We start from the raw sequence: 23,449 nt of genomic DNA on the forward strand, positions 1-23,449 counted from the left end.
TAATATCCTTAATATAAATGTTCACGGAAAAATGTATTTTTAGATTAATAATATAAGTTTAATTAAAAATGATTAAAGTGAATTTTTATTAGAACTTATAAATTTTAATCAAGTTTTGTTTTTATAAATTATTATCTTACTTAATTTATTTAAGGAGGTAAAAACTATGCAATTAATATATTTATTTATCATAGCAATTCTCAATAGTATAGATAACATTGGGGTAGGAGCTACTTATAGCATTGCTGGTATAAAAGTTAAATTGTCTAAAAACCTACTTATAGCTTTTCTTGCTTTTGCAGTTTCTTATTTAGCTTGTTTATGTGGACAATTTATATCCTATTATCTCAATGATAATGAGTGTTCAATTATTAGCATGTCGCTTCTAGTTTTAATGGGAATAAAAATGATATATTCATCATTTTCTAATGAAAAAAATGATAGTCATAATAATATAAAAGAACTAAAATATAAAGAATCAATTTCTGTTGGAATAGCTTTAGCACTTGATGATATAAGTAGTTCTATTAGTTCTGGATTAATAGGATATAGCCCATTTATAGTCTCTCTTCCTTACTTTGTAATTAGTTTAGCTATATTCTTTTCCGGCAACTACATGTTAAAATATATTAATAAACTAAATGTAGGAAATAAACCTAACATTATAGCTGGTATATTAATGATTGTAATAGGTATATCTCAATTTTTTGATTAATATTATTACCTAATATTTTTACAGTAATTTTTATTTTAAATTGGAATCTGTTTTTTATATATTATAAGAGGTGATGTGTCAATTTTAATAATTTATTTTAAAATAAAAATCACCTCTTTTATATATTATGATTATTCTTCCTTATATCTTATAACTTCAAATTTTTCTATTTTATATTCCTCATCAAAATCTATATCAGCCTTATCACAAGCTATTCTTAATTGATCTTCAATTGTATCTACTCCCTCAAGATCTGGTAATAGCAGTCCACGTCGCATACCACAAGATACAATTACTCCATATTTCTTAGGATCTAATTCATCCTTTTCGCATGGAACTGAATCCATTAGTACATCTACAGATATATCAATATCATCTAATTCTTCTTTCTTAACGCTTGGAAATCTTGGATCATGCATAGCTGCTTCTATTGAATTTCTTATTATTTCTTCTCCTACAAAATTAGTTGTAGGCATTATTGTTCCTATACATCCTCTAAGATGACCAAACTTCTTTAAAGATACAAACACTCCATGTTTTTGATTTAAAAGTTCACTAGATAAACTCGATATATCATTTATACTTCTACCATAAGTAAAATAATGATCTAAATTTTCTCTTGCAAGTTTTACATAAGGATTGTTATTATTTAATTTATCTTTGAACTTCTCCTCTTTGTTCTTTATTAATAAATCCAAATTACTTACATTGTTTTCTTCCCTTCTAAGTTTCATTACGCCATAACCTACACCAAAAGGCCCTTCATAAGATAAAAGTTCGCCCTTTATTTGTTTTCCTTCCATTGCTCCAAGTAATATATATATTGAGCTTAATCCACATTGTCCAGCTTCTTCAATCATAACTTTATCCATACTAAAAGCTTTAAGAATATCACCTTTTTGAAGGCTTTCTAAAAGTTCATTATCAAACTTTTCACCATATGGTGAATAAGAATATGGACCTTCCTCTTTAAGTTTATGAGATAAATCGCCACTAGCTATTACTACAGTTTTTCTATTTAATGATTCTGCTACTTTTTTTATTTCCATTCCAAACTTATATAAGTTTATATCTCCTATAGCTGAATAAGTAATATGAACAAGTTTGTAATCCTTATAGTATTTATTAACAAAGTACAGTGGAACAATAGCTCCATGGTCTAATCCATAAGTACAATTATATTTTTTTAAAAGTTTTGAATCCACAAGAACTGATTGTATTCCTTCTAGATGGCATGCTGTACCAAGCTTAATATTAAACTCTTTATCTATTTGAATATCCATCTTTATGTTAGAACATCTAAATTGACTTAAATCGCCTGAAATTCTTTCTTCATCTGATATAGCTATGGCATCTGAAAACATTGTAGCATGTGGAGTTATAAGTATTATCGTTTCTGGTTTGATATCTCCTATTTCTTTTCCTATACTATTACAGGCCAAACTTGTTTTTTCTATCTTTTTCTCTTCGCCCTTACCTACATCTGGAATAATTATTGGTGGATGTGGCATTAAATAATATCCCATTACATTTTCCATCATTTACACCTCCTAAATAAATTATTTTAAATTTTCAAATGCTTCATGTGATTTAACCTTTTCTAGATAATCTTTTTGTTCGACTATATTATGTTCAAAATTTTCTATTGCATGCTTAGTAAAATTCCCTATACTCATAATTTCACGATATTTATCTCCTTTATTTTGGTTACCCATAATAAAATCCTCCTTATTAAATTAATGTTCTTAATAACATGACAATCAATAAAAAGAAATGATGATATTTATTAATACTATATTAATGTTTAATATACTATTAATAGTTTGCCCTCTATTAATCAATTTATTAACAACATAGAAAATTAAACTTGAGTATATATTAATAGTAATATCTCATTATAATTGCTTAATACTTGTGTAACACTCTTTAGCTGTAGTCATAGAATGAAACTGAAGGGTTTCATAACCATAACAAAATGCAAGGAGATTTGTAATGAATGATAAAAATACTTCCTATTGTCCTTTTTGTATGCAAAACACTAGTTGCCCATTCTTAAATGAAGAGCTGCAGGAACCTGATAATTATAAAAATTTTGATAGTTTCGAAGATTATAACTTATTTTTTGAAGAAGATTACTTAAATTACACACGAGCTTCCGAAACGGATGTAAATAGAATACTTACAACACTTAATAATGAACAGCCTCAGCTTCATGATGATTTTCAAATTCTAATAGATAATTATTTTAGAACAGCAATTTCATTTGCATTAGATAACGCTGGAAGATATCCTGGAAATATAAATCAAGAAACAAATCGTTTATTTAATGATTTTAGGAGAAGATATGATATGATTTTCTCATCTCTTAGAGTTGCTGGTGTCCCTAATAATTTAATTAATAGTACCTTTAAATATATAATTGAATTTACTCTTAGAAATAATAATATTCCTCCATCTCCTCCTCCTTCACCTGGCGATAGATGGAGTCAATGGGAGGACCTTGGTGGAGTTTTAAAATATTCTCCTACCGTTTCTTCTTGGGCTTCAAATAGACTTGATACGTTTGTAACAGGAAGTGATAACGCCCTCTACCATAAATGGTGGGATGGTTCTCGTTGGAGCGATTATGAAAATCTCGGTGGAAATTTAACTTCCGCTCCTGCTGCTGTTTCCTGGGGACCTAATAGAATTGATGTTTTTGGTAGAGGTACTACTAATTCAATGTATCATAAGTGGTGGGATGGTTCTCGCTGGAGCGATTGGGAAGACCTTGGTGGAGTTTTAACTTCTGCTCCTGCTGCTTCTTCATGGAGTTCAAATAGAATTGATACATTTGTTCGAGGAACTGATAATGCTCTTTACCATAAATGGTGGGATGGTTCTCGTTGGAATGATTGGGAAAGCCTTGGGGGAAATTTAAAATCAGCTCCAGCTGCTGTTTCTTGGGGACCTAATAGAATTGATGTTTTTGCTCTTGGTCAAGGAAATCATTTATATCACAAATGGTGGGATAGCTCTCGTTGGAGCGATTGGGAAGACCTTGGTAATAGCCTCACTTCAGCACCTGCTGCATCGTCTAGAACATCTAACAGACTTGAAGTCTTTTCAAGAAATCAAAATAATCAATTAATCACAAAATCATGGAATGGATCTCGCTGGACCAACTGGCAGAACCTTGATGGAACAATTACTTCTGATCCATCTGCTGTTTCTTGGGGACCTAATAGAACCGATGTATTTGCTAGAGGTACAAACAACTCATTGTGGCATATCTGGAAACAATAAACTATTGCCTACGATAATTCGTAGGCACAAATCTTATCTTTTTTCTCTTTTCACTTTTTCATAATCTGTTTTTCCAAGCATCTCTCCTCTATAATGAAAATTTTGAATAGCACTGGTAAGATTGCTTAGAAGTACATCTCCACTATCACTCTTATCTTCTGATTTATAATCCATAATTCATATCTCCTTTTCTTAATATTTTAAAAATTATGTATTTATAAGTTAATACTTTCTTTTTATTATTTCTTAAAATATATTTGTTATTCTAACAAGCACTAAAAATAAAATATTAAATCCACATTTCATTTTTATTACAAAATATTTCATTTTGGTATATAATATTCAAATGAGAGTACAACCACTTATTAAGTATTTTATTTTAGTTGGTATTAATTATGATATTATCTTTAAAATATGCAAATACTACTATAAATAAATTCAAAATATAAAACAATTAAAATGAAAAGGGAGAATAAACATGAAATCAACTAACAAGCATACTGATGTTACCAAGTTTAGCGCAGCTGGACTTCTAGTAGCATTAGGAGTAGTTTATGGTGACATTGGAACTTCACCACTTTATGCAATGAAATCATTTATAAACGGTAATGGAGGCTTGGAGCATGTATCTGATGATTTTATCCTTGGATCATTATCTCTAGTCTTTTGGACAATCACACTTTTAACAACAGTAAAGTATGTTCTTATCACTTTAAAAGCTGATAATAACGGTGAAGGTGGAATCTTTTCACTTTTTACGTTAGTTCGTAATCGAGCAAAGTGGCTTATAATACCAGCAATGCTTGGTGGATCTGCATTACTTGCTGATGGAATGTTAACACCAGCTGTAAGTATAACATCAGCTGTTGAAGGTCTAGAATTAATTCCAAGTTTTAATATTCTTTTTGGAAATAATCAAAATATAATTATTACGATTGTAATAGCTATTTTATTTTTTCTATTTTTTATTCAACATTTTGGAACTGATTTAATTGGAAAAGTATTTGGTCCAATTATGCTTATTTGGTTTTGTACTTTAGCATTCTTTGGAATTATTAATCTTTCTCATGATTGGACATTATTACGTGCACTATCTCCATATTATGCAGTTAACACTCTTTTTAGCAGTGAAAATAAAGCAGGATTATTTATTCTTGGTAGTGCATTTTTATCATCAACAGGTGCCGAAGCTCTTTATTCAGATCTTGGCCATGTTGGAAAAAATAATATATATGGTTCTTGGCCTTTTGTTAAAATATGTTTAATATTAAATTATTTTGGGCAAGGTGCTTGGTTATTATCAGCAAAGAATAATCCAAGTTTCTTTGGAATAAAAGATTTAAATCCCTTCTTCCAAATGATTCCACCTGCTCTTTTAATTTTTGGTATTATAATTTCAACATTAGCAACAATTATTGCTTCTCAAGCTTTAATATCAGGATCTTTCACTCTTGTTTCTGAAGCAATTAAATTGAATTTGTTTCCTAGATTACATACTATGTATCCATCTAGCACTAAAGGACAACTGTATTTACCCGCAGTAAATAGAATATTAGCAATTGCTTGTATCGGTATTGTTCTTTATTTCCAAAGTTCACAACATATGGAAGCAGCTTATGGATTATCAATTACAGTTACAATGTTGATGACAACTATTTTGTTATTTAATTATTTATTAAAGAACAAAACTCCATTTCCTATTGCTTTATTGATGCTTATTTTCTTCGGTACTATTGAATTTTGCTTCTTTATAGCAAATATTGTTAAGTTTATGCATGGAGGATTTGTTGCTGTCTTAATTGCTTTGGCAATTTTATTTATTATGTATATTTGGATTAAAGGTCACTATATCAAAATGGGGTTATTGGAAAATGTGTCGATTAATGATTATAAGAATCAATTAAATCAATTACGTCTAGATACCGATCGTGATAAATATACAACAAACCTAGTATGTTTAACTAATTGTGAGGAACCTGACCAAATTGAAAGAAAAATAATGTACTCAATATTAGATAAAAGACCTAAGAGAGCAGATGTTTACTGGTTTGTTAATATTAAAGTTACTGATGAACCTTATGATGCAGAATATACAGTAGATACTTTGGATACATTATACATTGTAAAAGTTCAAATACGCCTAGGATTCAGAGTAGAACAAAAACTAAATGTTTTCTTACGTCAGATTTCAACTGAATTGGTTGAAAATGGTGAAATAAAAAATCAATCTAGAAGTTATACAATTCTCCCTGATAGAAAAGTTGGTGATTTCCGTTTCATTTTAATTCAGGAGCAACTTTCCTATGAAACAACTTTAAATTCTTGGGATGAATTTATACTTAGATCTAAATTATTTATAAAAAGATTTACTGTTTCTCCTGCAAAATGGTTTGGACTTGAGACTAGTGATGTTGATATTGAAAATGTCCCATTATTTTTAAATTATCAATGCCATACAACTTTAAAAAGAACTGAAAAATAATTTATTTGAATTAACAACAATTATAGATAAATGACTTACACTTGTATGATAACTAACCGAAAGAAGCTGTATTCTTTTTCTCGGTTGCTATATAATTAGGCTATAGATTTCTACCAGCAGAAGTTGTGCTATTCCTGCGTGCTCCTCAAACAAGTTGATGACAAGCAAGAATGGAACAACTTCTGCTGAAGAAATACTTACAGCCCAATTATAAATGCAACACTCCGAAAAAAATACAGCTTCTTTCTGGTTGGGATACATTACAAAACATAAATCTAATTAATTGTTTGTTTATGTATAAGAGAATGTGATTTTAAAAAACTTCACAGCTACCAAATCGTTATAAATCAATATATTAAGTAGTTGTTTCTTGTATAAAATAGATTTTTTCACATCCTCGTATAGATCTTCAGATCAAGACTTAGACTTATGCAATAGCTGACCTAAATAGAAATCATAACTAAATTTAAGTAAATAGATACAGCAGAAATAAGTAACATGTTGTGTGCAGTGTTTCATTAGGAATTTAGCTGGTTGTGATTCTTGAACAAAAGTTGTTCTAAAAAGCTTGTTAAAAACTCGTTTTTGAGGCAAGCTTTTTGGGCACAACTTCTGTTCTTAGAATCTCCCATCTAAATTCCTTAGAAACCGAAACACAACATGTTACTTATTTCGGTTAACCATTAATTTACATTAGAAATAATAAAGCTATATTCTAAATCCTTACTAGAATCTATACAAAATTCATTTAATACAGGTGCTCCCCAGCTATCATCTCCTCCAACACCCATCTGCTTACCAATTATGTTCACATTTGTATAATTAACAGGTGGTAATTCTTCCTCATGAAGAGCATTTTCAAGTTCTATATTATTGTAAGGCAAAACACTAAATTCAAATGGTGCTTTATTATAACTAAATTTAAGACCTTCTCCTTTTTCGTTTTGAACCTTTACCCATCTGGTGCCTGTCCTATTACCGCATTCTTGTGGAACTAAATATTTAGATAAATTTTCTAAATGTGTACTCTTAAAAACACCTAACTTAGCACCTTCTGAGCGATCTATATAATTTTCATCTGGCCCCATTCCATACCAAACAAAAGAATTAAATTCAGCTAAAAGTCTAAAATTCATTCCTAATACAGGAAGCTCTGGTAATCCCTTTACACCCTTATAAGCTATATTAACTTTTATTATTCCATCCTCAGCAATTTCATAAATTATTTTAACGCTAGTAGATGGAACTGTTGGAAGTTCGTAAGTATAGTAAAGTAAAACTTTATCTTCCTGTTCATCCATTGAAAAATCCACATATTTTTGGCACATTGTAGCGCTAAGCCATTGAGCACATCTAAATTCATGTTTATTTCCTCTATCATTATCAGTAGTTGCTCTCCAATAAAATGTTTTAGGAGTTCTTGTTATAAATTCCTTTTTACCATATCTTAAAGATACAATTCCACCTTCTTGTTTAGAGAATATAACTTTAAAGTCTTTTCCATGAACACCTATATTTACATCACCATGTATAACTTTTATCTTAGATGTTGATTTTCTTACTACATTATTTTTATCTTCTTTAATAACTGATTGCCCAAAAGCAATTTCATGACCTTTATTTGCCCAAAGAGTATCCTCTTTTAATCTTAGTGAAACTGTAAATACAAATTCATTTATAAAATCTTCATTTATATACTTTTCTTTTAATGCCTTGAAATCCTCAAATGGTAATTCTACATACTTGTCTTCTCCTGGTACTACAGATACATTTATTTTTCCTTGTTGCAATAACTGCCCCTCTTTTTCAATTGTATAATATAAATCATACTTATCTGTATTAGTGAAAAGAGTTTTATTTTTAATTGTCACACCATTTTTATCTGGAATTAGCTTTATATTTTGATACAAATATTTCACTTCCATAACTTTAGGTGATGGTACTCTATTTGCATATACTAGTCCATTTCCTGAAAAATTATAATCTGTTGGACGGTCAGTAAAATCTCCTCCATAAGATAAAACTTCTTTTCCACTTGGTGCTTTTCTATAAAGTGCTTGATCACAATAATCCCAAATAAATCCACCTTGATACATTAGATATTTATCTTCTAGTTCTGTATATTTCATCATTCCACCAGTAGAATTCCCCATTGAATGCATATATTCACAACTAATGTATGGTTTCTTTGGATCATTGCTAAGGTATTCTTCTATTTCAACTGCCTTAGCATACATTCTACTCTCCATGTCACTTGTTTTTTCATATTCTCTATTCCAAAATATTCCTTCATAATGAACTAAACGAGAAGGATCTTTCTTTCTAAAATATTCTGACATTTGGAATATATCTTCTCCTCCGTAAGATTCATTACCACATGACCAAATAAGAACAGATGGATGATTTTTATCACGTTCGACCATTGAATTTGCACGGTCTAATACTACTGACTGCCATTCTGGAAGACTTCCTGGTACATTCCACTCTGGATCACACTTGCCCATCTTTTGCCAAGAGCCATGACTTTCTAAATTAGTTTCATCTATTAAATAAATTCCATATTCATCACAAAGTCTATACCATAAGCTTTGATTTGGATAATGTGATGTTCTGACTGCATTAATATTATTTTGTTTTATAAATTTAATATCCCACAACATGTCCTCTTTTGTAATAGAACGTCCACGTCTTGCACTAAATTCATGACGATTAACACCCTTAAACACTATTCTTTTTCCGTTAAGACACATTATTTTATCTTTCATTTCAAACTGTCTAAAACCTATCTTTTGCATAACTACTTCAACTAAACTATTATCGTGTTTATGAACTAAAATATACATAGTATACAAGTTAGGTTCTTCTGCACTCCACAACTTAACATTGTTAACATCAAAAGATAAAGTTAACTCATTAGCAAATAAAATTTCTCCCATTTTATCTTTTAAATATCCCTGTGCAACTTTATTTCCATCTGAATCTTCTAAATAGGCTTCTATTTTAGAATTTTCATTTCCTATCATTTTAAGGTCTACATTAAGTTTTCCATTTGTAAAATTATCAAACAAATCTGTCTTTGCAAAAATATCATTCACATGAGTTTCTGGAATTGCATATAAATAAACATCTCTAAATATTCCTGAAAATCTCCAAAAATCTTGATCTTCAATCCAACTTGCACTACTTCTTTTATAAACCTCTACTGCAAGTTTGTTTTCTCCTTCTTTTAAGTATTCTGTAATGTCAAATTCTGATGGAGTAAAAGTATCTTCACTATACCCTACAAACTTACCATTAACCCATACATAAAATGCTGTTTCAACACCTTGAAATGATATAAAAGTCTGCTTGTTTTTAAGTTCCTCTTTAACATTAAAGAACTTCACATAACTTCCTACAGGATTATAAGTCTTTGAAACATGAGGTGGTCTTAATTCATCGTGACCTTCCCAAGGGTACATTGTGTTAATATATTGGCATTTATCATAGCCTTGAAGTTGAATATGACCTGGAACTTCAATATAATTAAAACCACTTACATCAAAGTCTTCCTTATAAAAATCTTTAATTCTAAGAGATGGATTTTCACTATACGCAAATCTCCAATTGCCATTTAAATTTTGTTTAAGAATCATATTTTCTTCTAACTTAACATGCTCCATCTTTTCATAAAACCAATGATCTGAATGCGCATCTATTCTGTTCACTCTAAAAACTTCTGGATCTTCCAGCCAATCTAATGTTGGTTTAATTTCTCTCATTTTTTCCACTCGCTTTCTCATATTGAAACTTATATTTTAAATTTGTATTTATATTATTGCTTTAATTTTTACAGTTCGTCCTGTATAACGTTTTCATGTTTATTTTATATGTATTTTACTAAAAAATCAATATATTTTACTAAAATTTTACCAAACAAAAAAACAGCTACATTTTATTCTGTAACTGTTTTTTGCTTATTTATCTATTAATACACTAATTAATATTCTATATAATATACTATTGTTTCATATGATCTTAAACTGAACATTTTTTTCTATAGTGACCAAAACAATATAAGTCTGAATTACTAACTATTCATTTATATTTTAAACTTGTTCTGTTGCTCAATCATTTTTTTAGTCATATCTGTTAAAGCAATGGCTGTTGATGCTACTACATTGGATAGATTATTCATCTCATCTGTCGAAGCTGTTATCTCTTCTGACGATGCAGATATTTCCTCCGCTATGGCAGATGCACTTTCTATCTTATCTAATATATCATTCTTATCTTTCCCAACTTCTATAGCAGATCTATTTATAGATTGTACCTTTGGAATTATGATTGTAACTGCATTAATTATTTCTTCAAAAGACTCCATCGTTTTATTTATAATCTCAACTTGACTCTCAAGTTCTGTTTTCATATCATTAGTATTTTCTGTGATAATATTAGTATCTTTAGAAATATCACATATTAAATTAGTAATATTATCTGATGAAATTTTTGTTTGTTCAGCTAAAGTTCTTACTTCATTTGCTACTACTGCAAATCCTTTTCCCGCTTCACCAGCATTTGCTGCTTCTATAGAAGCATTTAATGCTAATAAATTAGTTTGATCTGCAATTGAATTGATTATATTAACAATATTATTTACTTCTTTTATATTATTACTAAAATTAAGTATTTTATTTGATAAATTTTTAAATGATATACCAATGCCATTTACAGCATTCATTAATAACTTCATAGTAGAATTACTATTGTTTGCAAGTTCACTCATTGATAAAGCATTTTTATCTACATCTTTAATATTATTTACTATGTCTTCAAGCTTATTATTAAAGATATTTAAAATTGAAGTAATTTCTATCAAATCATTCGCTTGTGAACCTATTCCATTTGCAACCTCCTCAATTGAATTAGCTATATTATTTGATGAAGATGCCATCTGTTGTGAAATATTTGATAAATTAGTTGAATCATTATCTATTATCACAGAACTATCTTTAGAAATTTTAATCATATCTTTAATTGAATTTTGCATTGTATGCATTGACTTTATCGTATCACCAATTTCATCGTTATAATTCAAATATTCTTCGTTTACTTCACTAGTAAAATCTCCAGTAGATAATATATTTAAAGATTCTGATGAATATTTAATTCTTTTAGATAATTTATGAGCAATAAAATAAATTATGAAAATCCCAATAATTAAAAATATTAGTGAATATATAGCTATAGAAATTTTTAAAGAATCAAGTTCTGATAAAAGTTCTGATTTATCTAATATAACTACTATCGACCAATTTTCCTTTGGTACTGGTGCAAAACCTCCATATGCCTCTTTCCCATTAAAAGTATATGAACTTAAACCTGTTTCCCCAGCAATCATTCTCTTTTGCATAGCGGCTATATCATTAAGACTTGGATTTTTTTCAGCTTCTTTTATTGAATTATATTGATTCAACGGCATGCCTGGATCCATATAAGCAATACTATTGCTCTTACTATTTATCATATATGCACTTCCAGTTTTACCAAATGCAATCTTTTTTATCATATCACTTAGTTCCATTCCATCTCTTACAGAAACCAATACTCCTACAATTGAATTATCAGATTTCACTGGTACTGAATATGTAATAGTCATTGTAGTTTTATTTTCATTAACTACAGGATCATCTATATAATTTTCACCTGAAATAGATTTTTTAAAATAAATCGTATCTTTAATATTACCTGTTTCTCCATCACTATACGAGATATTACCATTAGCATCTGCATATCCCATTTTTATACTGCCATTTCTTTTTGATTCCATTTTTAATATATTAACTATCTTGTCTGAAGAATCATTGTTAATCAAAATACTTTCAGAAGTCACCTCCATGGAATCTAATTGTTTATCTAAATTAGCTTGTACAGTATTTGAAGCTTGAATAGCAATTTGAGGTAATGTTTTGGTTATATTAGAAACTAAAGCTTTAGAAGAATTTATATATGAAACAATTCCAAGTCCACTACTCACAACTAACAATATTGTACTTATTGTAATAATTAATTTTGCTTTTATAGTTTTTATATTCATTTTTATTCAACTCCTTTGTTATTTATTTGAATGTTCCTTAAATATCACTTTTCTTATTTAAATTTAAATCTCGCATTTTAATAAACAAACCTTTCAATGTAGCTAATGACATAGATATAGTTACTATCTCTTCTAATGATAGTACATTGAATCTCTCTAAAAAAGTTTCTTCAGACTCTGTAAGAATAGTTGAAATAAATTCTAAAGCTTTTGGCGATAGTGATAAATAAACTATTCTCTTATCTTTTGAATCTTGTTTTTTTATTAAGTATCCAAGATTATTAAGTGTATTTACACTTCTACTTATATTAGAAATTGGAATATTTAGTCTTTTACTTAACTTTGATGATGTAGTAGTACCTTCTAAATGAATAACATTTAAAATTTTTGAAAGCAAAGGACTAATTTCAGAATTACTAAGATCTGGTATAAGATCTGTAAATTCTATATTAAAAATTGTATAAAAATTGACTATATTTAGTATTAATTTTTGAAAATCTTCCTTATTCATAATAAATCTCCTTTGATAATGATTACTATTTAAAAAACATTATACCAAAATAGTTATCATTTGACAACTATTTTGAAATTAAAATTCTTAACATAATAATTTTTATAAAATATTCTATTATAAAATAATAAAAAGCACCTAATCATATAATTAAATGCTTTTATCATATACTAGACATAAGCAAAAAATAATAGACCAGTATGTTTACCTATTATTTTTTGCTTATGCATTAATTTTATTTTGAAGTACCGAAGTAAATTTTATAAAATAAAGAAAGACGCTGCTATTATGAAATATACCGCAAGAAGTTGTACTCCCTCCAGCCAGTTAGATTCTCCATCATTTGACACTCTGTTAACTATGAGCACTGCTACTATAAGTGCTATTAACTCAAATTGATTAAATATTATACTCATAGGCGTAAACAGTAAACTTAAGAATATTAACACTGGAGCTACAAATAATATTATTTGCAAACTAGATCCTATAGCAATTTCTAAAGCTACATCCATCTTGTTTTTCATTGCCATAACAACACCTGTACTATGCTCAGCTGCATTTCCTATTATAGGTATTATTATTATACCCACAAAAAATTCACTAAGCCCCAAACTTTTAGTTATAGATTCTATACCGCTTACTAAAAATTCACTTTCTATAGCTATTAATACTGTAGAAATAACTAATACTGATATTGCCTTTTTTAATGACCATTTAGCCGTAAGACCTTCCTCTTCAATATCAGCTGAATATATATCTTTATGAGTAAAGAATGAAAAAATCAAACTTAATATATATATCGCAATCATAACTATAGCAACAAAAATACTTAAACTTTCATATCTTGTATTTAGAAGTGCAACATCTACAGTATGTGTAAATAATGCTGGTATACATAGGCCAACAACAGCAAATAACAACATACTTGAAGAAACTTCAACAACTTTCTTGTTAAATGTTTGAGTTTTATGTTTCAACCCTCCAGCAAGCATACTTGCGCCAAGTACTAATAATACATTACCTATTACAGCACCAGCTATTGATGATTTAACAACTTCAAAAAGACCTTGTTTAAGAGCAAAAAATGATATTATAAGTTCAGTGGCATTTCCAAAGGTTCCATTTAAAAAGCCACCTATTTTAGGTCCAGAATAAAAAGAAATTTCCTCTGTACCTTCTCCCATAAGACCAGCCAACGGAACTATTGATAGTGCAGCTAATATAAACATTATAGATGATGATGCATGCATAAATTCTGCTATAAAGCTTATTGGTATAAATATAAGCATATACTTTAATACCTTCATAAAATTCTTACCTCCTTATTAAATTATGCTTTCCATAATTTAATCAAATTATTATATACGCATATAAATGCAATACACTCAAAATTATAAGATAATATTGGATTTTATGCTATCATTTATTGTAACTAATAATTTTATTTTAAAATATTAAGATGTTGATTTTAAAATAAAACTTTTATAATATTATAATTAGTAAAATTTATAATTAATTTTTAAATTTCTAAATAACATACAACAGGGAGGGTTTTCAGTTGGCTACAATTAAAGAGATAGCATCCATTGCAGAAGTTTCTATATCAACAGTTTCTAGAGTTTTAAATTTTGATGAAGCTTTAAATGTAAGCAATGCAACAAGAGAAAAAATATTAAGAATTGCAGATGAGCTTGATTATGTATCATCAAAAACTAGAAAAGTTAAAAACAAAAAATGCAGAGATATAGGAATTATCTATTGGTATAATTATGAAGAAGAGCTAGATGATCCATACTATTTATCAATAAGATTAGCAGCTGAAAAAAAATGTAATGAAAATAAGTTCAATTTAGTAAAATTGAATGATGATAGTAGCATTGAAGATATAAAAAATGTTAATGGAGTAATTGCAATAGGAAAATTTGCTTCTAGCACAATTGAAAAATTAGAATCCGCAAATGAAAATATTGTTTTTGTAGATTTTTCACCTAATGATAATAAATTTGATTCTGTAATGGCGGATATAGGAAAAGCTACAACAGAAATATTAAATTATTTATATAAATTGGGACATAGAAGAATAGGTTTTATTGGTGGTCAAAAATCAGATAATACAGATGAGAAAAATTTGTATATTGATGAAAGAGATATTAAATACAAAGAATTTATGGAGAGAAAAAAAATATATAATCCTGAATATATATATCCGGGAGAAAAATATACATTTAAAACAGGATATAATCTTATGATTAAAGCATTAAAAAATAAAAATAGACCTACTGCTTTTTTTATAGCTAACGATGCAATGGCTATTGGGGCCTATAAAGCAATCTCAGAAGCTGGATTATCAGTGCCAAATGATATAAGCATTATTGGCTTTAATGACCAACCTAGTGCTAAATATATGGTTCCATCATTAACAACTGTTAGAATTCCAAGCGAATATTTAGGAAATGCAGCTGTTGATTTGTTGTTAGAAAATATAAATGGAAATAGGGAATACAATAAAAAAGTAATAATACCAACTGAATTTAAAATAAGAGAAAGCTGTCATAAAATATAGATAAACAAATTAAGACTTAAGGTTATGTGATAACTAACCGAAATAGAGGTCATGCATTTGTTCCGGTTACTGAAAATTTTGATAGATGCTTCTAAGACTGCAAGTTGTACCCGCAATGCTTGCTTCACAGACATGCTGTGAACAAGCATATGCGCAACAATATTGCAAGGAAACTCGACTCACATTCGTTCGCTGAGTAAGTTCAATTAGCCAAATCATAGATTTGGAATTTCACTTAAGAAGCATAGCTATCAAAATCTTTTAAGGTAACGCTCCACAAATGCATGACCTCTATTTCTACTTTTGGATATATATTCAAAACATAAGTGTAATTTATAAATTGAATGTCTATAGGAAAATATATCTAAGGTCTATTTTATATAAAAGTGGATCACTGAATATATTTATTTATAATTATTTGTTAGATATAAAATTTTGTTTAATCACATCTTCTATTGATAAACAAACTCTGAATTAGATTAAGTTTTGAAATATATTCGATACTAGAAAGAAAGGGGATTACTTTTACGTAGTGTTGCGTTGATAATTTAGCTTTAGGTATTTCTTCAGTAGAAGTTGTTCCATTTTTTGCTTGTCCTCAACTTGTTTGAGGAATATGCATAAATGGTGACAACTTGTAGTGGTAGAAATCCACAGCTTAATTATCTAGCAACCGAGTAAAAGTAATCCCCTTTCTTTCGGTTAACAACAACGCAAATTAATTATCTGCATTTGTTATTTTATTTGATTTCATTTCTTTAATCTTTTCTTGTATTTGTTTATTAGTAAGGCCTGTAGTATCTATTCCTAACTTTGATGCTACTGCATTTTCTATTTTAGTCTTTGCATCTTGATTTGATAACCCTGTAATATCTATTCCTAATTTACTTGCCTTCTCAGTAAGATTTGCAAGCTCTTTTGCTTCCATAGCTGATTTTATTTTTGCTTGTATTTCTTCATTTGACAAACCTGTAGTGTCTATTCCTAGTTTTGATGCTTCTGCTGCTTCTATCTTAACTTTTGCATCTTGATTTGATAATCCTGTGATATCCACTCCTAGTTTACTTGCCTTCTCCGTAAGTCTTGCAATTCCTTTTGCTTCCATAGCTGATTTTATTTTTGCTTGTATTTCTTTATTTGATAAACCTGTAGTGTCTATTCCTAATTTTGATGCTTCTGCTGCTTCTATTTTTGCTTTTGCATCTTGATTTGATAGCCCTGTAATATCAACTCCTAATTTACTTGCCTTTTGAGTAAGTCTTGAAAGTTCTTTTGCTTCCATAGCTGATTTTATTTTTGCTTGTATTTCTTTATTTGATAAACCTGTAATGTCTATTCCGAGTTTTGATGCTTCTGCTACTTCTATTTTTGCTTTTGCATCTTGATTTGATAGCCCTGTAATATCAACTCCTAGTTTAGTTGCCCTTTGAGTAAGCTTTGCAAGTTCTTTTGCTTCCATAGCTGATTTTATTTTTGCTTGTATTTCTTTATTTGATAGACCTGCAGTGTCTATTCCAAGTTTTGATGCTTCTGCTGCTTCTATTTTTCCTTTTGCATCTTTAGCTGATAATCCTGTAATGTCTACTCCTAATTTTGCAGCTTTTTTAGTAAATTTTGCTTGAATTGTTGTTACATTAGTAGCTGAATTTTGTGAAGTGTTATCATCAGCAAATGCTGGTACTACACTAGACATCGCAATTATAGACGCAACTACTATTCCTAATATTTTATTCTTTTTCATGATATATCCTCTCCTTCATTTATGGATAATATTTTATAACAAAAGTGGCTGTGCCACTTTTAATCAATGATGAATAGTGAATTAAGTATTGATATCACTAGGTTTCAAAAATGGATTTTTTATATTTTGCTACACATTAAAAAATGTACTTGTAATGCAGTAACACTGCTTACAAGTACATAATAAAATCCTTATGTGAAATTTATGTGAAATTTTTAGGCACTTCAATAGAAAAAATTACACCCTCATCTACATTTTTTACTTTAGTAGCACCATTATGAAGCTCAGCTATTAACTTCACAATTGATAATCCAATACCGTGTCCACCATATTCCCTAGTTCTCGATTTATCAACCTTATAATATACATCCCAAACTCTTCCTATATCTTTATCTGGTATATGATTTCCTGTATTAAAAACACTTATTTCTACTTTATTTTCTTTTTCTTCAACGATTAACTGAATAAGTTTTCTTCCACCTATATGATTAATGGCATTGGTAATAAAATTATTTACCGCCTTCTCAATCATGTTCCTATCAGCTTTAACTAAACAATCATTTATACATAATAAATCAAAAGTAATTTTTTTCTCCGTAAATATTGAATCAAATCGTTGTACTACTTTAGATATAAATTCTCTAATTTCAAAACATGTAATATTCATTTCAACATTTCCAGATTCCATAGCAGAATGTTCTAGAAGTTCGCGCACTAATTTATCCATTCTATCACATTCTTCCACTAAAACAGAACAATATTTATCCACTTTTTCTTTATCGTCAACTACTCCATACTTTAAACCTTCCGCATACCCCTTAATTATTCCTAAAGGAGTTTTTAATTCGTGAGACATATCCCGCACAAGTTGTTTTCTACGTTCTACATCATTCTTAAGTTCATTTATACTAACACACAACTTTTCAGAAATTTTATTAATACTTTCACCAAGTTTTCCAATTTCATCTTTTGAATTGATTTCTACACGTCTATCAAATTCTAGATTACATATATTCTCTGCAACATTGCTCATTTCTACAATAGGTTTAGTTACTCTTTTTGAAAAAATAAGTATAAAGATTCCACCAATTAAAATTACTATTAAGGCTGAGAACATATAAAACTCATTTGCTATAACAACACTATCATGTATATTTTTTATAGGCTTTCTTAAAATAACATATCCTCCATTACTCATTTTGGATATAAAGACTAATTTATTAGTTTGAGCTTTGTTTTTATCTTCAATATAATATATTTCTTTCTTTGAAAGCTTACTTTCATTATCTAAGATATATTGCTTAATTTCTTTAGATAAATGCTTATCGTTATTATCTGTTCTTTTTTGACGCCCAGAATTATATTCTATATTCATGTCATTATCAGTAATTACAGTATTTACATTATCAATACTTTCAACCATATCAATATTCTCATAACTGTTCTCTTTATCGTTGATATACTCACTACTAATTTTTTTGTTTATTAATGCAAGCGTATTTTTATTTTTGTAAATATAGTACGACTCTAGAAATATTGAATTTAAAAATATCCCACATGCTACTAACGCAACCATAAATATTGTAAATATAAAAAACAATTTTGTTTTTATGGTTTTCATATACTACTTACCTCAAACATATAACCACTTCCTCTTACTGTTTTTATATAATTGCCACAGTTTAATAGTTTTGCTCTTAAAGTTTTTATATGTGTATCTATTGTGCGTATATCTCCATTAAAATCATATCCCCATATATTGCATAATATTTGTTCACGCGTTAGCACCCTATTACAATTTTTTAAAAAGTATGTTAAAAGACTATATTCTTTATTATTTAATTCAACCTCAAAATCATCTACGCTTACCTTATGAGTTTCTTGATTTATCTTTATCTTCCCCATTATTAGCTCTTTAAAGTGTTCCTTCTTTAACTTTCTTACCATGTTATTTATCCGAGCAATGAACACTTCATAGCTAAAAGGTTTTGAAATATAATCATCTGCCCCTTTATTTAATCCAATAACTTCATGCTTTTCATCACCTAATGCTGTAAGCATTATTACCGGGATGTCTGAATGTTCCCTAATCTCTTTAAGAACTTCCCATCCATCATACACTGGCATCATTACATCTAATATTATAATATCAATGTCTTTTAAATTAAAAAAGACATCAATAGCTTCTTTTCCATCACATGCTTCGATTGGTATATAACCTTCTTTTCTTATTATATCGCACACAAGCTCTCTAAATATTGCATCATCTTCTGCTATAAGAATTTTTATTTCCATTACTACACCTTCTTAGATTTAATATTTATTGATATAATAATATAACTAATATCATCTTAATTATATAATAACTTTAATTAATATTGTTGTTATAATAAAAATATAAAACCAATTAAAATAAATTATTTTAATTAAATTGTTTATTTAATACCTTTTCAATAAATATCTTTGTTAAATCCGGATCAAATTGTAGCCCTGAATTTATCCTAAGCTCTTCAATTGCAAACTCTTCTGGTAAAGCTTTACGATAACATCTTTCACTAACTATAGCATCATAACTGTCAACTATTGAAATAATTCTTGACTGTATAGGTATTTCTTTTCCACTTGTACCTTTAGGATATCCAAGCCCATCATATCTTTCATGATGAGCTAAAACATATTCTGCTACCTCAATCATTCCATCAACCATGAGAAGTATTTCGCATCCTATTTCCGGATGTCTTTTTAAATGATTCCATTCGTCATTTGTTAATTTTTCTTTCTTATTTAATATACTTTCTTTTATTCTTATTTTACCTATATCATGTAATAAACCAACAATTCTAAGTTCATCAACTGTATCCTTTGATAATTCAAGCGCTTTACCCATTTTTTCACATAATTTAGAAACTCTATAACAATGCTGTCCTTCTTTTTTATTTTTTTCATAAAATATATTGATTAAAACTTCCAAAGTTTGTTTTGTCATATTTATACTTTCAAAAGCTTTTTCATCACATATATGATTTTTGACCTTTTTTAATATATCTTTAATCTTTTCTTCATCATTCATAGCCCCTAATTCCTTCCTTATAATTACACTCAAGCTGGTCAAAACAAATTTAAATATTATCATCCAAATAAATTATCATAATCAAAGCACTTTTTAATCTAAACTTCTTATATCTTTATTTTATACCATTATTGATAAAATTCAACAAAATTTTTCTATTTTTTTTATAGCTTATTAAATTCTTAAGTTTTTATTTATATGAAAAGTTTTATAACTTTATTATTAAATAAAATTAATTTTTTCTAAATAACAAATGTTTTAATTTAAATATACTGCACATACTAAATTTATAGAAAGGAGGATTGTTTTATGAATAAGCCTATGAAGATAGCATTAATTATAGTTGGTATTTTAATAATATTAGGTATTCCAATTGGTAGTTATAACAATCTTGTTTCTCTTGAACAAAATGTGAATACATCATCATCAAATATTGACACTCAATTGCAAAGAAGATCTGATTTAATACCCAATTTAGTCAATACTGTTAAAGGGTATGCAACTCAAGAAAAAACTATTTTCACCGATATAGCTAATGCAAGAAGTAAATTAGCCGGAGCTGCAAACGTTTCAGACAAAGCCAATGCTGATAATGAACTTTCTGGTGCTCTTTCTAGATTGCTAGTTGTTGTTGAAAATTATCCTGATTTGAAATCAAATCAAAATTTTAAGGATCTATCAATTCAATTAGAGGGTACAGAAAATAGGATTGCAATTGCTAGACAAGATTATAACACTGCTGTAAACAATTATAATACTAAAAGAAGAAGATTCCCTAGTAATATAATAGCCTCATTATTTGGTTTTCAAGAGAAAACACTTTATAAAGCAAGTGAGGGTGCAAAAGAAGTTCCTCCTGTGGACTTTACAAAATGAGAACAAATACTAAAATTAGATTTTTAAATTTATTTATATGTTTTCTTCTTTTGGTAAGTTCACTTTTATTAATTTCAGTAAATGCTGAAATTAAAATACCATCTCCAACATCATATAAATATGTAAATGATTATGTTAATGTAATAAACGAAGCAGAAGTAAATAAAATTATATCTATAGGTAAAGAATTAGAGGATAAGACAGGTGCACAGGCTGTTGTAGCTGTAATTAATTCAACTAACAATGTTCCAATTGAAGATTATGCTATTAATCTTTTTAGAAATTGGGGAATTGGACAAAAAAATAAAGATAACGGTTTATTGATACTTTTAGCAATAAATGATAGAACTTGGAGAGTAGAAGTTGGACGTGGACTTGAGGGTGCTATTCCAGATGTTTTAAGTAACAGGGTAATGGAATCAGTTGCAAAACCAAGCTTTATGGAAGGTAAATATGGTGAAGGCCTTTTAAACTCGTATAGTGCCTTTTGTGATTATATAGCTTCTGAATATAATGTTACCTTAGATAAATCTTTAAATATATCAGTACCAAATAATACCGCTGTTTATAATAATAACTTTAAATTTTTTGGAATAGCACTAATAGGTTTATTGTTATTAGACTTTATATTTAATAGAGGTAGAATTTCGTCTACAATACTGCAGATATTTCTTATCAATAGTATATTTCGAGGACATGGTCCTAGAGGTGGTTCTTCTGGTGGCGGCTTCGGAGGGTTTGGCGGTGGTTCTTCTGGTGGCGGCGGTTCTAGTGGCAATTGGTAAAAGCCACTAGAACCATTTATTTTTCTTAAACCAAACTATGCACGAAACAACTATAGAAATACTTATTATTATAACTACTGGATATGCATAAGGTAAATTATATTCTGGCATAGTAAAATTCATTCCATACCAACCTACTATAAGCGTAAGTGGTAAGAATATAGTTGTAACAACTGTAAATAATTTCATCAACTTATTTTGATCTATATCTACTTGAGCTTGATATGCCTCTCTCACTTGTGTAACATAATCTCTTAAGTTATTTACACTTTGATATAGTCTATTTATCCTATTAGTAAACATTCTGAAGTATTTACCAGTTTTTTTATCTATAAGTCCATTTTCATTCTCTTCAATATTTTCTGCAATATTTAAAAATCTTTCGTAATAGCGCTTTAACCTTAATAATTTCTTTCTAAGAATGATTATTTTATTTAAATAATCATCACTTTTTGAAGTTATTAATGATTCTTCAAGTTCTACAATTTCTTTTTCAACATTCTCAATTAACTCTGTATCTTCACATGTAAGTTTATCAAAAAAAAGATATAACATTTTACCAAGGCTTGTGCATTTAATTTCTTTAGATTGAATTTTATTAATTATATCATTTGTAATAAAACTTTTATCGCCTATAAATACTATCAAATTTTTTCTAAAAAATATACACATCCTTCTTGATGGTTTCGACATATCTCTAATATTAGGCGCTTTCATAGCTATGTAATCAAATCCTTCATAGCTTTCAAACTTGGTACTTTTTCCATTTAAACATTCATATAATATCTTTTCATTAATATTTAGCTTTTTAGCTATTGACTCTAATTCATTAAATTCAATGGTAGCAACAATAAGCTTATTATCATCTTGATTCAAATTATCTATAGATTCTTCATTCAAAGCATCGTTGCTTAGAGAATATATCATTGTTAATCACCTTTTTTCAATATTTAAAAATACTTTATTTATTTTTATCAAATAAGAGAATAATTTTTTCCTATCTAAAATTATTACAAAAAATTATTAGCTCATATATAACGTATAATTTTCACTTTCACCTATATATTATTTTTTGAATGCCTATAATTATTTTCACCAATTTATATCAATTAACATAAAATATAATATAAAAAAATTACTCCATGCCTACAAATTTAAAACTCAAATTAACGCCCTTTATAAATCACATAAAAAATAACAAGTGAATATTAGGCACATGAAAGAAAATAACAAGTCCAAAATGCCATGATTATTTTGCATCAGGCAAGGAAGTGGATTTGTCTCATAGCGGGCTATTAGATGAATCCGCTAACGCAGCATGATGCAAAATAGGCTTGGCAGATGG

General features: G+C 28.4%; 18 protein-coding genes. 6 read left to right on the top strand and 12 right to left on the bottom strand.

The features are described from left to right. The first annotated feature begins 166 nt into the window (after positions 1–166). Complete coding sequence (locus tag CLSA_RS15465) at positions 167–715, top strand: manganese efflux pump (protein WP_022747333.1); 549 nt, start codon at positions 167–169, stop codon at positions 713–715. Between the two features lie 131 nt (positions 716–846). Here CLSA_RS15465 and amrA read toward each other — a convergent pair whose 3' ends face one another. Continuing rightward, entirely contained in the window at positions 847–2,253 is a 1,407-nt protein-coding gene (gene amrA, locus CLSA_RS15470; RefSeq protein WP_022747334.1) for an AmmeMemoRadiSam system protein A, read from the bottom strand. A 21-nt stretch (positions 2,254–2,274) separates the two neighbouring features. After that, positions 2,275–2,430, bottom strand: coding sequence for a hypothetical protein (locus tag CLSA_RS23505; protein WP_022747335.1), 156 nt, complete (start codon positions 2,428–2,430; stop codon positions 2,275–2,277). 700 nt (positions 2,431–3,130) lie between these two features. On the opposite strand from CLSA_RS23505, the gene CLSA_RS15475 reads away from it, so the two are divergent. Then, positions 3,131–4,000 carry a PLL family lectin gene (locus CLSA_RS15475; RefSeq protein WP_472298010.1) on the top strand — a complete coding sequence of 290 codons (870 nt, stop codon included), beginning with the start codon at positions 3,131–3,133 and terminating at the stop codon, positions 3,998–4,000. Positions 4,001–4,033: 33 nt separating this feature from the next. On the opposite strand, the gene CLSA_RS23510 is transcribed toward CLSA_RS15475, so the two are convergent. Continuing rightward, complete coding sequence (locus CLSA_RS23510) at positions 4,034–4,174, bottom strand: hypothetical protein (protein WP_022747337.1); 141 nt, start codon at positions 4,172–4,174, stop codon at positions 4,034–4,036. A 304-nt stretch (positions 4,175–4,478) separates the two neighbouring features. Here CLSA_RS23510 and CLSA_RS15480 point away from each other — a divergent pair, with 304 nt between their 5' ends. After that, positions 4,479–6,482, top strand: coding sequence for a KUP/HAK/KT family potassium transporter (locus CLSA_RS15480; protein ID WP_022747338.1), 2,004 nt, complete (start codon positions 4,479–4,481; stop codon positions 6,480–6,482). A 683-nt stretch (positions 6,483–7,165) separates the two neighbouring features. Here CLSA_RS15480 and lacZ read toward each other — a convergent pair. The 4 genes from lacZ to cax form a co-directional block, all read right to left on the bottom strand. Then, positions 7,166–10,243 carry a beta-galactosidase, LacZ type gene (gene lacZ, locus CLSA_RS15485; protein ID WP_041716681.1) on the bottom strand — a complete coding sequence of 1,026 codons (3,078 nt, stop codon included), beginning with the start codon at positions 10,241–10,243 and terminating at the stop codon, positions 7,166–7,168. A gap of 320 nt (positions 10,244–10,563) precedes the next feature. After that, positions 10,564–12,558 carry a methyl-accepting chemotaxis protein gene (locus CLSA_RS15490; RefSeq protein ID WP_022747340.1) on the bottom strand — a complete coding sequence of 665 codons (1,995 nt, stop codon included), beginning with the start codon at positions 12,556–12,558 and terminating at the stop codon, positions 10,564–10,566. Between the two features lie 37 nt (positions 12,559–12,595). Next, entirely contained in the window at positions 12,596–13,069 is a 474-nt protein-coding gene (locus CLSA_RS15495) for a MarR family winged helix-turn-helix transcriptional regulator (RefSeq protein WP_022747341.1), read from the bottom strand. A 260-nt stretch (positions 13,070–13,329) separates the two neighbouring features. Further along, a complete protein-coding gene (cax, locus tag CLSA_RS15500) occupies positions 13,330–14,376 on the bottom strand; it encodes a calcium/proton exchanger (protein WP_022747342.1) in 1,047 nt (348 codons plus the stop codon). A 251-nt stretch (positions 14,377–14,627) separates the two neighbouring features. Between cax and CLSA_RS15505 the strand changes: the two genes are divergently transcribed. Next, positions 14,628–15,632 carry a LacI family DNA-binding transcriptional regulator gene (locus CLSA_RS15505; RefSeq protein WP_022747343.1) on the top strand — a complete coding sequence of 335 codons (1,005 nt, stop codon included), beginning with the start codon at positions 14,628–14,630 and terminating at the stop codon, positions 15,630–15,632. Positions 15,633–16,350: 718 nt separating this feature from the next. On the opposite strand, the gene CLSA_RS15510 is transcribed toward CLSA_RS15505, so the two are convergent. The 4 genes from CLSA_RS15510 to CLSA_RS15525 all read right to left on the bottom strand — a co-directional run bounded on the left by CLSA_RS15510 (position 16,351) and on the right by CLSA_RS15525 (position 20,443). Then, the gene (locus tag CLSA_RS15510; protein ID WP_022747344.1) at positions 16,351–17,373 is read right to left on the bottom strand and encodes a hypothetical protein; all 1,023 of its coding nucleotides are present in this window, start codon (positions 17,371–17,373) and stop codon (positions 16,351–16,353) included. A 202-nt stretch (positions 17,374–17,575) separates the two neighbouring features. Beyond that, positions 17,576–18,994, bottom strand: a complete 1,419-nt coding sequence (locus CLSA_RS15515; RefSeq protein WP_022747345.1) for a HAMP domain-containing sensor histidine kinase — start codon at positions 18,992–18,994, stop codon at positions 17,576–17,578. Beyond that, positions 18,991–19,668: a response regulator transcription factor gene (locus tag CLSA_RS15520; protein WP_022747346.1), complete on the bottom strand. Its 678-nt coding sequence runs from the start codon at positions 19,666–19,668 to the stop codon at positions 18,991–18,993. Before CLSA_RS15520 ends, CLSA_RS15515 begins: the two co-directional genes overlap by 4 nt. Positions 19,669–19,795: 127 nt before the next feature. Then, positions 19,796–20,443 carry an HD-GYP domain-containing protein gene (locus tag CLSA_RS15525; protein ID WP_052334811.1) on the bottom strand — a complete coding sequence of 216 codons (648 nt, stop codon included), beginning with the start codon at positions 20,441–20,443 and terminating at the stop codon, positions 19,796–19,798. Between the two features lie 309 nt (positions 20,444–20,752). On the opposite strand from CLSA_RS15525, the gene CLSA_RS15530 reads away from it, so the two are divergent. After that, positions 20,753–21,319, top strand: a complete 567-nt coding sequence (locus CLSA_RS15530; protein WP_022747348.1) for a LemA family protein — start codon at positions 20,753–20,755, stop codon at positions 21,317–21,319. Beyond that, entirely contained in the window at positions 21,316–22,104 is a 789-nt protein-coding gene (locus CLSA_RS15535) for a TPM domain-containing protein (RefSeq protein ID WP_022747349.1), read from the top strand. Before CLSA_RS15530 ends, CLSA_RS15535 begins: the two co-directional genes overlap by 4 nt. A 6-nt stretch (positions 22,105–22,110) precedes the next feature. On the opposite strand, the gene CLSA_RS15540 is transcribed toward CLSA_RS15535, so the two are convergent. Then, the gene (locus tag CLSA_RS15540; RefSeq protein ID WP_022747350.1) at positions 22,111–23,031 is read right to left on the bottom strand and encodes a magnesium transporter CorA family protein; all 921 of its coding nucleotides are present in this window, start codon (positions 23,029–23,031) and stop codon (positions 22,111–22,113) included. Between the last annotated feature and the right edge of the window lie 418 nt (positions 23,032–23,449).

The organism is Clostridium saccharobutylicum DSM 13864 (assembly GCF_000473995.1).
GTDB classification, from domain to species: domain Bacteria; phylum Bacillota; class Clostridia; order Clostridiales; family Clostridiaceae; genus Clostridium; species Clostridium saccharobutylicum.

Coding starts and splice junctions, on each gene's coding strand:
- cax (WP_022747342.1), bottom strand. CDS start 14,376: ATGAAGGTATTAAAGTATATGCTTATATTTATACCAATAAGCTTTATA.
- CLSA_RS23510 (WP_022747337.1), bottom strand. CDS start 4,174: ATGGATTATAAATCAGAAGATAAGAGTGATAGTGGAGATGTACTTCTA.
- CLSA_RS15480 (WP_022747338.1), top strand. CDS start 4,479: ATGAAATCAACTAACAAGCATACTGATGTTACCAAGTTTAGCGCAGCT.
- CLSA_RS15515 (WP_022747345.1), bottom strand. CDS start 18,994: ATGAAAACCATAAAAACAAAATTGTTTTTTATATTTACAATATTTATG.
- CLSA_RS15525 (WP_052334811.1), bottom strand. CDS start 20,443: ATGAATGATGAAGAAAAGATTAAAGATATATTAAAAAAGGTCAAAAAT.
- CLSA_RS15510 (WP_022747344.1), bottom strand. CDS start 17,373: ATGAAAAAGAATAAAATATTAGGAATAGTAGTTGCGTCTATAATTGCG.
- CLSA_RS15535 (WP_022747349.1), top strand. CDS start 21,316: ATGAGAACAAATACTAAAATTAGATTTTTAAATTTATTTATATGTTTT.
- CLSA_RS15490 (WP_022747340.1), bottom strand. CDS start 12,558: ATGAATATAAAAACTATAAAAGCAAAATTAATTATTACAATAAGTACA.
- CLSA_RS15520 (WP_022747346.1), bottom strand. CDS start 19,668: ATGGAAATAAAAATTCTTATAGCAGAAGATGATGCAATATTTAGAGAG.
- CLSA_RS15540 (WP_022747350.1), bottom strand. CDS start 23,031: ATGATATATTCTCTAAGCAACGATGCTTTGAATGAAGAATCTATAGAT.
- CLSA_RS15495 (WP_022747341.1), bottom strand. CDS start 13,069: ATGAATAAGGAAGATTTTCAAAAATTAATACTAAATATAGTCAATTTT.
- CLSA_RS23505 (WP_022747335.1), bottom strand. CDS start 2,430: ATGGGTAACCAAAATAAAGGAGATAAATATCGTGAAATTATGAGTATA.
- amrA (WP_022747334.1), bottom strand. CDS start 2,253: ATGGAAAATGTAATGGGATATTATTTAATGCCACATCCACCAATAATT.
- CLSA_RS15465 (WP_022747333.1), top strand. CDS start 167: ATGCAATTAATATATTTATTTATCATAGCAATTCTCAATAGTATAGAT.
- CLSA_RS15530 (WP_022747348.1), top strand. CDS start 20,753: ATGAATAAGCCTATGAAGATAGCATTAATTATAGTTGGTATTTTAATA.
- lacZ (WP_041716681.1), bottom strand. CDS start 10,243: ATGAGAGAAATTAAACCAACATTAGATTGGCTGGAAGATCCAGAAGTT.